This is a genomic window from Streptomyces sp. NPDC107575 (assembly GCF_055657265.1).
In genome coordinates this window covers 121914-135652 of record NZ_JBVKBG010000008.1, presented here as the reverse complement: position 1 = coordinate 135652, position 13739 = coordinate 121914, and the positions used below count along the sequence as shown (strand labels likewise).

Annotated in this window: 13 protein-coding genes; 6 read left to right on the top strand and 7 right to left on the bottom strand. The window is 70.5% G+C overall.

Annotated features, from left to right (window positions below; genetic code table 11):
* The first annotated feature begins 8 nt into the window (after positions 1-8).
* The 3 genes from ACZ7L4_RS35370 to ACZ7L4_RS35360 all read left to right on the top strand — a co-directional run bounded on the left by ACZ7L4_RS35370 (position 9) and on the right by ACZ7L4_RS35360 (position 1684).
* Positions 9-422, top strand: a complete 414-nt coding sequence (locus ACZ7L4_RS35370; RefSeq protein ID WP_240140277.1) for a roadblock/LC7 domain-containing protein — start codon at positions 9-11, stop codon at positions 420-422.
* 94 nt (positions 423-516) lie between these two features.
* Positions 517-1113: a DUF742 domain-containing protein gene (locus ACZ7L4_RS35365; protein WP_450810585.1), complete on the top strand. Its 597-nt coding sequence runs from the start codon at positions 517-519 to the stop codon at positions 1111-1113.
* Positions 1094-1684, top strand: a complete 591-nt coding sequence (locus tag ACZ7L4_RS35360) for a GTP-binding protein (RefSeq protein ID WP_266714479.1) — start codon at positions 1094-1096, stop codon at positions 1682-1684. Before ACZ7L4_RS35365 ends, ACZ7L4_RS35360 begins: the two co-directional genes overlap by 20 nt.
* 130 nt (positions 1685-1814) lie before the next feature.
* Here ACZ7L4_RS35360 and ACZ7L4_RS35355 read toward each other — a convergent pair whose 3' ends face one another.
* Positions 1815-2006: an acyl-CoA carboxylase subunit epsilon gene (locus tag ACZ7L4_RS35355; protein ID WP_472108999.1), complete on the bottom strand. Its 192-nt coding sequence runs from the start codon at positions 2004-2006 to the stop codon at positions 1815-1817.
* Between the two features lie 28 nt (positions 2007-2034).
* On the bottom strand, positions 2035-3630 hold the full coding sequence (locus ACZ7L4_RS35350; RefSeq protein ID WP_472108997.1) for an acyl-CoA carboxylase subunit beta: 1596 nt from the start codon (positions 3628-3630) through the stop codon (positions 2035-2037).
* A 379-nt stretch (positions 3631-4009) separates the two neighbouring features.
* Here ACZ7L4_RS35350 and ACZ7L4_RS35345 point away from each other — a divergent pair, with 379 nt between their 5' ends.
* Positions 4010-4624 carry a YceI family protein gene (locus ACZ7L4_RS35345; protein ID WP_472108995.1) on the top strand — a complete coding sequence of 205 codons (615 nt, stop codon included), beginning with the start codon at positions 4010-4012 and terminating at the stop codon, positions 4622-4624.
* Between the two features lie 87 nt (positions 4625-4711).
* Here ACZ7L4_RS35345 and ACZ7L4_RS35340 read toward each other — a convergent pair whose 3' ends face one another.
* On the bottom strand, positions 4712-4963 hold the full coding sequence (locus tag ACZ7L4_RS35340) for a lasso peptide biosynthesis PqqD family chaperone (protein WP_472108993.1): 252 nt from the start codon (positions 4961-4963) through the stop codon (positions 4712-4714).
* 306 nt (positions 4964-5269) lie between these two features.
* Between ACZ7L4_RS35340 and ACZ7L4_RS35335 the strand changes: the two genes are divergently transcribed.
* Together ACZ7L4_RS35335 and qcrB are read left to right on the top strand one after the other, a co-directional pair.
* Complete coding sequence (locus tag ACZ7L4_RS35335; RefSeq protein WP_472108991.1) at positions 5270-6646, top strand: pentapeptide repeat-containing protein; 1377 nt, start codon at positions 5270-5272, stop codon at positions 6644-6646.
* A 94-nt stretch (positions 6647-6740) separates the two neighbouring features.
* A complete protein-coding gene (qcrB, locus tag ACZ7L4_RS35330) occupies positions 6741-8387 on the top strand; it encodes a cytochrome bc1 complex cytochrome b subunit (RefSeq protein WP_472108989.1) in 1647 nt (548 codons plus the stop codon).
* Here the strand turns inward: qcrB and ACZ7L4_RS35325 are convergent.
* The 4 genes from ACZ7L4_RS35325 to ACZ7L4_RS35310 form a co-directional block, all read right to left on the bottom strand.
* Positions 8384-9718 (bottom strand): hypothetical protein, encoded by a 1335-nt coding sequence (locus ACZ7L4_RS35325; RefSeq protein WP_472108987.1) that lies wholly within the window; start codon positions 9716-9718, stop codon positions 8384-8386. The two genes, qcrB and ACZ7L4_RS35325, sit on opposite strands and share 4 nt — an antisense overlap.
* A gap of 38 nt (positions 9719-9756) precedes the next feature.
* Positions 9757-11388 (bottom strand): citramalate synthase, encoded by a 1632-nt coding sequence (cimA, locus tag ACZ7L4_RS35320; protein WP_472108986.1) that lies wholly within the window; start codon positions 11386-11388, stop codon positions 9757-9759.
* A gap of 282 nt (positions 11389-11670) precedes the next feature.
* Entirely contained in the window at positions 11671-13080 is a 1410-nt protein-coding gene (locus ACZ7L4_RS35315) for a DHA2 family efflux MFS transporter permease subunit (protein WP_472108984.1), read from the bottom strand.
* Positions 13081-13088: 8 nt separating this feature from the next.
* Positions 13089-13682, bottom strand: coding sequence for an NADPH-dependent FMN reductase (locus ACZ7L4_RS35310; RefSeq protein ID WP_472108983.1), 594 nt, complete (start codon positions 13680-13682; stop codon positions 13089-13091).
* Positions 13683-13739 lie beyond the last annotated feature (57 nt).

Genomic DNA, 13739 nt, shown 5'->3' with positions numbered 1-13739 from the left:
TGAGCCCGATGAGCCAGGCGGCACAGAACCTGAACTGGTTGATCACCAACTTCGTGGACAACACCCCCGGTGTGTCCCACACGGTGGTGGTCTCCGCCGACGGACTCCTTCTGGCGATGTCCGAAGGGTTCCCCCGCGACCGCGCCGACCAGCTGGCGGCCGTCGCCTCGGGTCTGACCTCGTTGACCGCGGGCGCCTCCCGCATCTTCGAAGGCGGCCCGGTGAACCAGACAGTTGTGGAGATGGAGCGAGGATTCCTCTTCATCATGTCCATCTCGGACGGCTCTTCTCTCGCCGTCCTTGCACACCCCGAGGCGGACATTGGCCTCGTTGGGTACGAGATGGCCCTTCTTGTCGACCGTGCGGGCTCGGTTCTCACGCCGGACCTGCGGGCGGAGCTTCAGGGAAGCCTTCTCAACTAACAGACAGGCAGTGCGTATTCGCGTCCCGGGGCCGTAAGGTTTCGGGACGCGGCTCCACAGTGATGGTGCCCAGCGCAGTCGGAGGAGGAAGTTCGTGTCTGGTTCAGCAACACCCCCGAGCGGTTCGTCGGCCCAGTGGCCGCCCTACGGCCACGGCCAGGGGCGGGGCCAGGCGGGCATGGGTGACGACGGATCCCAGAACCGGTACAACTTCCCGTCTTCCCCGTCGTCGGCGAACCACGCCCGGCCGACCCGGCAGCCCGGTCCCTACGACCAGCCGCCCGCGCCGCGCATTCAGCCCGTGCAGCCGCAGCCGCGTCCCGACGCGAATCCCGCACCCGCCGCGAAGAACAACCCGCTGGTGCGCCCGTACGCCATGACGGGCGGCCGCACGAGGCCGCGGTACCAGCTCGCCATCGAGGCGCTGGTGCACACCACCGCGCAGCCGCACCAGTTGCAGGGCCAACTGCCCGAGCACCAGCGGATCTGCAATCTGTGCCGGGAGATCAAGTCGGTGGCCGAGATCTCGGCCCTGCTCCAGATCCCTCTCGGTGTGGCCAGGATTCTCGTCGCCGACCTCGCGGAGGCGGGACTGGTCGCCATCCATCAGCCCGGCGGCGACGAGAGCGCCGGCGGCCAGCCAGACGTGACATTGCTCGAAAGGGTGCTCAGTGGACTTCGCAAGCTCTAGCGGAGGGCCGGCCGCTCCAAGCCGTTCCACCACATCGGCGAAGATCGTGGTGGCGGGCGGTTTCGGCGTCGGCAAGACGACGTTCGTGGGCGCCGTCTCCGAGATCAACCCGCTGCGCACCGAGGCCGTCATGACGTCCGCGTCGGCGGGCATCGACGACCTCACTCACACCGGGGACAAGACGACCACGACGGTCGCCATGGACTTCGGCCGCATCACGCTCGACCAGGACCTGATCCTGTACCTCTTCGGTACGCCCGGTCAGGACCGCTTCTGGTTCATGTGGGACGACCTGGTGCGCGGCGCGATCGGCGCCGTCGTCCTCGTCGACACCCGCCGCCTCGCCGACTGCTTCCCCGCGGTCGACTACTTCGAGAACTCGGGCCTGCCCTTCGTCATCGCCCTCAACGGCTTCGACGGCGCGCAGCCCTACAACCCGGACGAGGTCCGCGAGGCGCTCCAGATCGGCCCCGACACCCCGATCATCACGACGGACGCCCGCCACCGCGCGGACGCGAAGTCGACGCTGATCACTCTCGTGGAGCACGCGTTGATGGCGCGGCTCCGGTAGGCAATCGCGGCAGCGGGCGTGCGGTCGCGGGGCTCTGCCCCGGACCCCGCGCCTCAATCGCCGGCGGGGCTTGATCATGCCTGAGGCCCTCTTCCCGTTTCGGGAAGAGGGCCTCAGGCATGTGTACCGGTCAGCGCCAGCTGTGCGGCGCGCGGAAGCCGGGCTCGCGCTCCAGGCGGCGCCAGCCCGCCCGGTTGTGCCGGACGCGGTGCGCCGGGGCCTCGGGAGTGGCGGAGGCGCGGGCCAGCAGGATCGCGGTGATGGCCGCGACCTCCTCCGGCTCGGCGTTGCCCTTCTCGACGCGGATGTCAGGCATGGACATGTGGCAGGTCTCCTACGACTAGTGCCGGTTACTGCGGCGGGTTGCCGTGCTTGCGGGACGGCAGGTCGGCGTGCTTGGTGCGCAGCATCGCCAGGGACTTGACCAGCACCTCGCGGGTCTCGGCGGGGTCGATCACGTCGTCGACCAGGCCGCGCTCCGCCGCGTAGTACGGGTGCATCAGCTCGGCCTTGTACTCCTTGACCATCTTCTGGCGCATGGCCTCGGGGTCCTCGGCCTCGGCGATCTGCCGACGGAAGATCACGTTGGCCGCGCCCTCGGCGCCCATGACCGCGATCTCGTTGGTCGGCCAGGCGTAGGTGAGGTCCGCGCCGATGGACTGCGAGTCCATGACGATGTACGCACCTCCGTACGCCTTGCGCAGGATCAGCGAGATCCGGGGCACGGTGGCGTTGCAGTACGCGTACAGCAGCTTGGCGCCGTGCCGGATGATGCCGCCGTGCTCCTGGTCGACGCCGGGCAGGAAGCCGGGGACGTCAAGCAGGGTCACGATGGGGATATTGAAAGCGTCGCACATCTGGACGAAGCGTGCGGCCTTCTCGCTCGCCTCGATGTCCAGGACGCCCGCGAGGGCCTGCGGCTGGTTGGCGACGATGCCGACGACCTGGCCGTCGAGCCGGGCCAGGGCGCAGATGATGTTCCGCGCCCAGCGCTCGTGGACCTCCAGGTAGTCGCCGTCGTCGACGAGCTCCTCGATGACCTTGGTCATGTCGTACGGGCGGTTGCCGTCGGCGGGCACCAAGTCGAGCAGCACGTCCCCGCGGCGGTCCGCCGGGTCATCGGACTCGACGGTCGGCGGGTTCTCCCGGTTGTTCTGCGGGAGGAGGGAGAGCAGGTAGCGGACCTCGGCGAGGCAGGTCTCCTCGTCGTCGTACGCGAAGTGCGAGACGCCGGACGTCTCGGCGTGCACGTCGGCGCCGCCGAGCCCGTTCTGCGTGATCTCCTCGCCCGTCACGGCCTTCACGACGTCCGGGCCGGTGATGAACATCTGCGAGGTGTCGCGGACCATGAACACGAAGTCCGTGAGCGCCGGGCTGTAGGCCGCGCCGCCCGCGCACGGGCCGAGCATCACGCTGATCTGCGGGATGACGCCGGACGCCTTGGTGTTGCGCTGGAAGATGCCGCCGTACCCGGCGAGCGCGGAGACGCCCTCCTGGATACGGGCGCCCGCGCCGTCGTTCAGCGAGACGAGCGGGGCACCGGCCGCGATGGCCATGTCCATGATCTTGTGGATCTTCGTGGCGTGGGCCTCGCCCAGGGCGCCGCCGAAGATCCGGAAGTCGTGCGCGTAGACGAAGACCGTGCGGCCCTCGACCGTGCCCCAGCCGGTGATGACGCCGTCCGTGTGGGGCTTCTTGGCCTCCAGGCCGAAGCCGGTCGCCCGGTGCCGGCGCAACTGCTCGACCTCGTTGAACGAACCCTCGTCGAGGAGCAGCTCGATGCGCTCGCGCGCCGTCAGCTTGCCCTTCGCGTGCTGGGCCGCGGTCGCCTTCTCACTGGGTCCGGCCAGCGCCTGCGCACGGATCGCGTGCAGCTCTGCCACGCGGCCGCGGGCGTCGGTGGGCTCGTCCCCCGGGTTCGAGGCGGTGTCGTCCAAAACGGTCATGTAGTGACCTTACGAAGTGCACACCGAAAAACGGGCCGTCGACTCCGTACAGTCTCCGGCCCGTTTTCCTGGTAGCCCTGAACAGAACCCCGCCGCGGGAGGGCCGAAGTGACTGCTCAGGGGCCGTCCGCCTTGTAGACGTCACACAAAGCGGCGCCCTGAGACCCGCCTCACACCGCGGCCCGGGCAGCGCGCCCCGCGCGCGCCCGAAAGGGCGACCTGGCTCATATCGGGCTGTAATCGAAGAGGCACGCACCGCTTGATGTTGAACATTGAACATCATCGCGCTACAGTCGGAACCAGTTAATGGTTCAACGTTCAACATCAGCTCACCACTCCACCTGGCACCCCCGTGCCGCCCGTCCCCAAGGAGCACGTCATGGGCATCTTCGGCCGCAAGAACGAGTCCGCCACCACCCCCGCCGCCGCTGCCGCCGCGCCGGCCAACCCCGACCTCGCCGCCGTCACCGGTGACTACACGGTCGACCCCGCTCACACCACGCTCGGCTTCGTCGCCCGGCACGCCATGGTGACCAACGTGAAGGGCAGCTTCAGCGACTTCACCGGCTCGCTGCACCTGGACGGCTCGGACCCGGCCAAGTCGACGGCCTCCTTCGACGTGCAGATGGCCAGCATCTCCACCGGCAACGAGGACCGTGACGGCCACCTGAAGAGCGCCGACTTCTTCAAGATCGACGAGTTCCCGACGATGACCTTCCGGTCGACCTCCGCCGAGTCCCTGGGCGGCGACGACTACCGCATCACGGGTGACCTGACGATCCTCGGCACCACCAAGCCGCTCAGCATCGACCTGGAGTTCAACGGCGTCGCGAAGGACCCGTTCGGCAACGAGCGCGTGGGCTTCGAGGGCAAGACCGAGATCCTGCGCTCGGAGTGGGGCCTCACCTGGAACGCCGCGCTGGAGACCGGTGGCGTCCTGATCTCCGACAAGATCAAGCTGAACTTCGACATCTCGGCCATCAAGGAGGCCTGAGCAGGACCGAGCAGGACTGAGGTTCAGCCACGAGTTGCGGCGGCCACGAGGTGCGTGGCCGCCAACTCGGCGTGCTCACCCCCGTTTTCACGGCGTGGCCAGCCTCGCAGCGACGAACTGGCGGGTCAGTTCGGCGACGTCCGCCTCGGCCTGGGCGCGGTCCACGTCGAATGCGGCGACGAGCCGGTCGACCGCGGTTCGCGACCCCCGCCCCTGCACCACGGCGATGGCGACGACGGTCGCTGTCTCGTTCAACTGCCAGTAGGAACCGGCCCGTTGGTCGACGAGTACGCCGCCGCGGTCCGTCGTCGTGACAGCGATGCCGTCGTTGAGCTTCATCGGGCCGTCGCCTTGGCGAAGTCGCCCTGCCGGCACATCGCCGGTTTCGCGTAGGCCTTGCGCCCGGCTTCTTCCTTCGGTTGCAACTGCGACTGCCGCGAGCGCTGCGTCATGACCTCTCCACCTCACCTGTGGGGGACGGCTGCGATTGGCGTGAAGCGCGTGAACATCGGTGTCATCATGACCCGTTGGCGCGGAAACAGGCGCGCCAGTTCCGGCCATTCACTACCGGCCTCGTGCGAGGCGGTTTGCTTTCGCGTGCAATCACACGACCCGCTGGGCAACCGGCGTGCGACACTGCCGCCCATGGCGCCCACCCCAGAGCGACGTGCCGACGCCGAGGGCGTCAGACGCGAGATCCTCGACGAGGGCGCGGGATCCGCGCCGTACGTACTGCGCGACACCCGCGTCACGGGCGTGCTGCGTCTCGACGGGGCGGAGGTCCGGCGGGCCGTGCGCTTCGAGGCGTGCCGGTTCGACGAGGCGGTGGGCCTGGAGGGCGCGAGCACGCTCGGCATCGCGTTCACGGACTGCGTACTGCCGGGGCTGCGGGCCTCGACGGCACGGTTCGGCGGGCGGGTCGATCTGCGGCGGTCGACGATCGGCGAGCGCGACGGGGCGGAGAGCGCCGTCGACCTGGTGCACGCCGACGTCGCGGGCGGCGTCCGGCTCGACGGGGCGCACCTGGTGGCGCCGGGGCGGGTGGCCCTGGAGGGCGGCGGGGCGCTGGTGCGGGGCGGCGTGTTCTGCGAGAACGGGTTCGTCGCGGAGGGCGAAGTCGGCTTCCCCGGTGCCGAGTTGCCGGGCGGACTGTGGATGCGCGGCGCCCGGATACGCGTGGGGGCGGCGGACGCGTACGCGTTCCAGGGCGACGGCCTCAGCGCGTCGAACGTCCGCTGCCAGGGCCTGCGGGCGGACGGCCGGATCCGGCTGCGCGGGGCGAAGGTGACGGACCTCGTCTCCTTCCAGGACGCCGAACTCGGCGGCAGCGGCTCGTCGTTGATGTGCGTGGGCATGCGCACCGAGGCCCTCGACCTCGCGTTCGCGCGCACGCCCGCGGGCGGGGTGAACCTGCGCAACGCGTACGTGGCGAGGCTCCAGGACACCCCGCGGACCTGGCCCGCGACGCTCGGCCTCGACGGACTGACGTACGACTGGCTGGGCGACGTCGCCCCCACGCGCCGCGAGGACGTCGCACGCCGCCTCGACTGGCTGCGCCGCCACCCCGGCTACGCGCCACAGCCCTACGAGCAACTCGCCGCGCACTACCGGCGGTCGGGCCACGAAGACGAGGCGCGCCGGGTCCTGCTCGTACGGGAGCGCAGGCGGCGCGGCACGCTCGGCCCTGCCGGGAAGGCGTGGGGGCGGCTGCTCGACGCGACCGTCGGATACGGCTACCGGCCCTGGATCGCCGGGATCTGGCTCGCCCTGCTCACCCTCGTCGGCTCGGCCGTCTTCCACGCGTTCAAGCCGGTGCCGAACAAGCCGGGCGAGGGCGCTCCCTTCAACCCGGTCGCGTACACCCTCGACCTGCTGATCCCGGTCGGCGGGCTCGGCCAGCGGGAGGGCTGGCACTGGTCCGATGCGGGTGTGCAGGGACTGTCGTACGCGCTGATCGCGGTCGGCTGGATCCTGACGACGACGCTGCTCGCCGGAGTGACGCGGACGCTCAGCCGGGCATAGCCCGCGCGTGACACGCGCCACATACCCGCCCCGCCGTGTCACATCCCGCCCGCCCCGATCCGTCTCCTCCGTGAGCAGCCACGGGAGGATCCGGATGTCCGAACGCACCGACCACCGCACGCCCGCCCCCGCCAAGGGCGAACGCCTCGCCGACTGGGCCGACGGCCGGCTCGGGATCTACGGTCTGGGCCGCAGCTATCTGCGCAAGGTGTTTCCCGACCACTGGTCCTTCATGCTGGGCGAGATCTGCCTCTACACCTTCCTCATCCTGATCCTCACCGGCGTGTACCTCACGCTCTTCTTCCATCCGTCGATGAACGAGGTGACGTACGACGGCGGTTACGTGCCGCTGAAGGGCATCCGGATGTCGGAGGCGTACTCCTCCACGCTCGACATCAGCTTCGACGTGCGCGGCGGACTGCTCATCCGGCAGATCCACCACTGGTCGGCGCTGATCTTCGTGGCGGCGATGTTCGTGCACATGATGCGGCACTTCTTCACCGGCTCGTTCCGCAAGCCCCGCGAGCTCAACTGGCTGTTCGGCTGGCTGCTGCTGTTCCTCGCCCTCTTCGAGGGCCTGCTCGGCTACTCGCTGCCCGACGACATGCTCTCCGGGGCGGGCATGCGGCTCATCGAGGGCATGACGCTCGCGATCCCGGTCGTCGGCACGTATCTGTCGTTCTTCCTGTTCGGCGGCGAGTTCCCGGGGCACGACATCGTGGCCCGCTTCTACTCGATCCACGTCCTGCTGCTGCCCGGCATCATGGCGGCACTCGTCGTCACCCACCTGATCCTGGTCTTCTACCACAAGCACACGCAGTACCCGGGCCCCGGAAAGACCGAACGCACCGTCGTGGGCGAGCCGTTCTACCCGAACTACGTCGCCAAGGCGGGCGGCTTCTTCTTCCTCGTGTTCGGCGTGGTCGCGCTCGTCTCGGCGGTCGCGTCCATCAACCCCGTCTGGGTGTACGGCCCTTACCGCCCGGACCATGTCTCCACCGGGGCCCAGCCGGACTGGTACCTGGGGTTCGCGGAGGGCCTGGTGCGCGTGATGCCGGGCTGGGAGATCGTGGTGGGCGGCCACACCCTGGCGCTCGGCGTCTTCATCCCGTTCCTGGCGTTCCCGCTGTGGCTGGTGCTGATCGGGGTGTATCCGTTCGTGGAGGCGTGGATCACCGGCGACAAACGGGAGCACCACGTCCTGGACCGCCCCCGCAACCGCCCGGTGCGCACCGCTCTCGGGGTGGCCTGGCTGACCGGCTTCCTCGTCGCGATGGCGGCCGGCGGCAACGACCTCTGGGCCACGCACTTCCACCTCTCGGTGAACGCCATCACGTGGTTCGCCCGGGTGGCGCTCTTCGCGGGCCCCGTCCTCGCGTTCATCGTGACGAAGCGGCTGTGCCTCGGCCTCCAGCACCGCGACCAGGAGAAGGTCCTGCACGGCCGGGAAACGGGCCGGATCAAGCGCCTCCCCCACGGCGAGTACGTCGAGATCCACGAGCCCCTGGACCGGGGCGAGTCCTACCGCCTCACGCAACACGAACAGCCGGCGGCCCTGGAGGCACTGCCGGACGAGGACGAGCACGGTGTACGCCGCCGGGTGCGGGCGGCGCAGCGGCTGCGGGTGGCGCTGTCGCGGTGGATGTTCGGGCCGGGGGCCCAGGTGCCGGTAAATAGAGCCCCGCTGTTGGACGAGAGCCAGCGGGGTCCGGGGCAGAGCCCCGAGACGTCAACCCACTAGAACCCGCCGCCGAAGTCCCCTCCGCCGCCACCACCGAAGTCGCCACCCCCACCACCGTCACCGAACCCGCCACCGAAGTCGCCCGGGTCGAAGTCGGAGCCGGAGACGTCGCCGCCGTCGAATCCGCCGCCACCGAAGTCACCGCCGCCGTAGTCGGCCGCGTAGGCAGGGCTCGCCAGCATGGAGCCGAGCACCGTGCCGACCAGCAGGCCCGGCAGCATGCCGCCGCCGAAGTAGCCGCCGGCCCACGGGCCGTACGCCGGACCCGCGTCGTAGTACGGGCGGCGCTCCCCCGCCCCCGCGTCGACCGTGCGCACGTCCGGGTCCTCGCCGTCCCGCAGCCGCGTCGCGTCCGCCGCGCACACCGGGACCTCGCGCGACGAGCCGCCGGGCGGAGTCCACCACGCGTCCTCGGTGGAGGGACCGTGGCGCGGGTCGAAGAAGCAGGGCGCCCGGCGCTCGGGCAGCGGACGGCCCTCGCGGCGCGCGGCGAGCAGCGCCAGGGAGAACCGGCCGTCCTCCAGGGCCTGCGTCACGCCGCGCACGTCGTCGGGGCGCTGCGCGTCGTTCATGTACTGCTTGGCCTTCTCGTACGCGTCGAGCGCCCGCTCGAAGTCCGCGCGCATCGCGTCGTCCGCCCCGGCCTCCGCGGGATGGAAGTCCAGCCGGTCGAGCTCCTCGCCGAACGCCGTGATGTCCTCGTCCACCACGACCCGCAGCTTGTCGAGCGCCTCGCGCTGCTCCGCCTCGCGCTTGCGGCGACTGCGCCTGTTCAGCGCGTAGATCCCGGCTCCGCCGGCGACGACGACCGCGCCGACGCCGATCAGGGTGCCGGCCGACGATCCGTCGTCGCCCGCGTCCCAGGCGGCGGGGGCGGAGCCCTTGGCCGTACTGATCGACGTACTGACGAAATCGTCGAGCTGGCTCTTGGCGGACTGGCCCTGCACGCTGTCCGCCGCGTTCTTCACGGCCTGCGCCGACATCACCTGGTGGTCGGCCTTCGCGTCGAACCGGTCACCGAGGCGGATCCCGTACACGCCGACGACTCCCGTCTTCGCGCGCAGATCACTGAAGAGATCCTGCGTCGGGAAGTCCGCCGGCAGCACCGCCACCATCACCGGCTTGTCCGCGTCCTTGATCTTGTTCTCGAGCGCGTCGACGTCGTCCGAGGTCAGCCCGTCGGCCGCGCCGGGCGCGACGTAGACAGGGCTCTTCTCCAGCGCGTCGGCCACGGTCGAGACATCCGTCGCGGCCGAGGCGGGAGGCGCCACCGCGAGGGTGGCGCCCAGGGCGAGGAGCGGGGCGGCGAGGGTGGCGAGGAAGGGCCTCATACACCGACGCTAACTCTCTTCGCCCGCAAACGCGGCCCCTACTCGACCGGCTCCACGCCCGCCCGCAGCAGACCGTACGTGTACGCGTCCTCGAGGGCGCCCCACGACGCCGCGATCACGTTCTCGGCGACGCCGACCGTGGACCACTCGCCCGAGCCGTCGGTCGTGGAGATCAGGACGCGGGTCGTGGAGGACGTGCCGTGCTTGCCCTCCAGGATGCGGACCTTGTAGTCGACGAGCTCCAGCTTCGCGAGCTGCGGGTAGATCCGCTCCAGGCCGACGCGGAGCGCCCGGTCGAGGGCGTTGACCGGGCCGTTGCCCTCCGCCGTGGCGACGATGCGCTCGCCCTTGGCCCACAGCTTCACGGTGGCCTCGTTGGCGTGGCTGCCGTCGGGGCGGTCCTCGACGATCGCGCGCCAGGACTCGACCTGGAAGTACTTGCGCTCCTTGCCCTCGACCTCGGCGCGCATCAGCAGCTCGAACGACGCGTCGGCGGCCTCGTACGTGTAGCCCTGGAGCTCGCGCTCCTTGACGCGCTCGACGACGCGGCCGACCAGCTCACGGTCGCCGCCCAGGTCGACGCCGAGCTCCTTGCCCTTGAGCTCGATGGAGGCACGGCCCGCCATGTCGGAGACCAGCATGCGGATGTGGTTGCCGACGAGGTCCGGGTCGATGTGCTGGTACAGGTCCGGGTCGACCTTGATGGCGCTGGCGTGCAGGCCCGCCTTGTGCGCGAACGCCGAGACACCCACGTACGGCTGGTGCGTGGAGGGGGTCAGGTTCACGACCTCGGCGATGGCGTGCGAGATACGGGTCATCTCGCGCAGCGCGCCCTCGGGGAGGACGTGCTTGCCGTACTTGAGCTCCAGGGCGGCGACGACCGGGAAGAGGTTGGAGTTGCCGACGCGCTCGCCGTAGCCGTTCGCGGTGCACTGGACGTGGGTCGCGCCCGCGTCCACGGCGGCGAGGGTGTTGGCGACGGCGCAGCCCGTGTCGTCCTGGGCGTGGATGCCGAGCCGGGCGCCGGTGTCGGCGAGGACGGTGGAGACGACGGCCTGGACCTGGGCGGGCAGGAAGCCGCCGTTGGTGTCGCACAGGACGACGACGGAGGCGCCGGCCTCGTGCGCGGCCCGGACGACGGACTTCGCGTACTCGGCGTTGGCGCGGTAGCCGTCGAAGAAGTGCTCGCAGTCGACGAAGACCCGGCGGCCCTGCGCCACCAGGTAGGAGACGGTGTCGCGGACCATCTCCAGGTTCTCTTCGAGGGTCGTCCGCAGCGCCAGCTCGACGTGCCGGTCGTGCGACTTGGCGACGAGCGTGACGACCGGGGCGCCGGAGTCGAGGAGGGCCCTGACCTGCGGGTCCTCGCTCGCCTTGGCGTTCGCGCGGCGGGTGGCGCCGAAGGCGACGAGCTGCGCGTGCTTGAAGTCGATCTCTTCCTGCGCTCGGGCGAAGAACTCGGTGTCCCGGGGGTTGGCGCCGGGCCAGCCGCCCTCGATGAAGCCCACGCCGAAGTCGTCCAGGTGCCGGGCAATGGTCAGCTTGTCCGCGACGGTGAGGTTGATGCCCTCGCGCTGCGCGCCGTCGCGCAGCGTCGTGTCGAAGACGTGGAAGGAATCGTCGAGTTCACCGGTCTGTGCACTGGGACGTTCACTGAGGCTGCTGCTCATGCTGATCTGGCTCCTGATGGGGATTCTCGGTCTACCGGAATGACCGGCTCCACCGTCCATCTATGATCCCTCGCGCTCTCCGCCTGGCTGTGGGTGGGCCAGAAACAGAAAAACCTCTCGCGGGTGCGAGAGGTCTGCGCGCGGGTCGAGGACGACGGTGTCCACCTGTACCGGGTCGTACGAGGCGGTCACTGCGGACCGGCGCGCCTGCTGCCAATAATCATGGCGAACGAGAGCACGTCGGCAGTGTGCCACAGCCCGGCCGAGGGCCGGGCCGTGGTCTCACGATGCGGTCAGTGGTACCTCCCTCACGAGGAGCGACGCCGCGAAAGCCGCCGCGCACAGCGCCGCCGTGCCGAGCGCCACGCCGTGCAGCCCGGCGACGATCCCCGCCGGGCCGGAGCCGCCGTGTGCCCGGCCGGCGAAGACGGAGCCGAGGACCGCCACGCCGAGCGAGCCCCCGACGGTTCGCAGCAGGGTCTGGGTCCCGCTGGCCGCGCCGATGTCACGGGGCTCGGCGCTGTTCATGGTGATCAGCATGGAGGGCTGGAGCAGGCATCCGAGTCCGATGCCCAGGAGCAGGGTCAGGGCGGATGCCACCCAGGTCGCCGTCCCGGTGCCGAGCAGGAGCAGGGCCAGAGCGCCCGCCGTCGCGAGGACGCCGCCCGCGATCGGGTAGTGCCTGTAGCGGCCGCCGTCGCTCACCCGGCGCCCGATGGCCAGTTGGGCGCCCATCATGCCGAGCATCAGGGGGAGCAGCAGCAGTCCGCTGCCCGTCGCCGACATGCCCCGTACGTGCTGCATGTACTGCGGCAGATAGGTGGCGGCCCCGAGCATCGCCGCCCCCGAGAGGAAGCTGAGCACCTGCGCGACGCCGAAGTTGCGGTCGCGGAACAGGCGGGGCGGGATCACCGGTTCGGCCGCGCGTCGCTCGACCGCGACGAATCCCGCGACGGCCGCCACCGAGATCAGCGCGAGCGCCGCGATCCGCGGCGAGGTCCAGGCGTACCTCGTCCCGGCCCAGGACGACAGCAGGGTGAGGGCGAGGATCGCGGCGGTGAGCAGGGCGGCGCCCGCGAGGTCGACCCGCGCCCGCACCCGTGCCGACCGCAGCCGCACGCCCGTCCCGACGACGGCGAGCGCGACGGCCCCGACGGGCACATTGACGTAGAACACCCACCGCCAGTTCAGCTGGTCCGTGAGGAGGCCGCCGAGCAGTGGCCCGCCGATCATCGCGGCGGGCAGCAGTACGCCGATGACGGACTGCGCGCGGCCCGCGCCGGCCGGGCCGAGCAGGGTGCCGACGAGCGAGAGCGCGCCGACGAACAGGCCGCCCGCACCGATGCCCTGCACCGCCCTGAACGCGATCAGCTGCCCCATGTCCTGGGCGAGTCCGCACAGTACGGAGCCGGCGAGGAAGACCGCGATCGCGGCGAGGTAGCCGCCCTTGCGTCCGTACAGGTCACCGATCTTGCCCCAGAGCGGGGTGGTGACGGCCGTGGCCAGAAGGTAGGCGGTCACCACCCAGGACAGCCGGTCCATGCCACCGAGGTCGTCGACGATGACGGGCAGGGCCGTGCCGACGATGGTGCCGTCCAGCGTGGCGAGCACGATGCCGAGCAGCAGGCCCGCGATCACGAACCGGGACGGCGTCGCCCGCTTCCCGGCCGCCTCCTCCATGAGTGTCGTCATGGCCGCCCTCAAGCCGCGTACGGGCGGACGGACTTGGCGTCGCGGAGCGCGTGCGCCCACCACGTCAGCTGGTCGAGCATCGCCTTCGTCGCGGCCTCCACGGCCGGGTCGTCGACACGGCCCTCCGCGTCGAAGGCGCCCCAGGCGTTGTGGAAGCTGACCGTGTTGCGGATGGACATGGCGTTCAACTCCGCCATGACGACGCGCAGTTGCTCGACCGCACGGAGGCCGCCGGACAGGCCGCCGTACGAGACGAAGGCGACGGGCTTGCCGTGCCATTCCTGGTTGTGCCAGTCGATCGCGTTCTTCAGGGCCGCGGGGAAGCTGTGGTTGTACTCGGGCGTGATGACGACGAACGCGTCGGCGGCCGCGAGGCGCGGCGAGACGAGGGCGAGCGCCTCCTTCGTCCCGGGCGGCGGCTCCTCGCCGAACGCGGGCAGCACGGTCGGCAGCGGGGTCTCGGCGAGGTCGACGACATCGGTGCGCAGATCGGGGCGCTGGCCGAGCTGCCCCGTGAGCCAGCGCGTGACGACCGGCGCGAACCGGCCCTCGCGGGTGGAGCCGACGAGGACGGCGACGCGGAGCGGAGTGGTGTCGGACATGGCGAACCCCCTGGATGTGTACGGCGTACTCATTCGCGTACAACGTACACATCAATG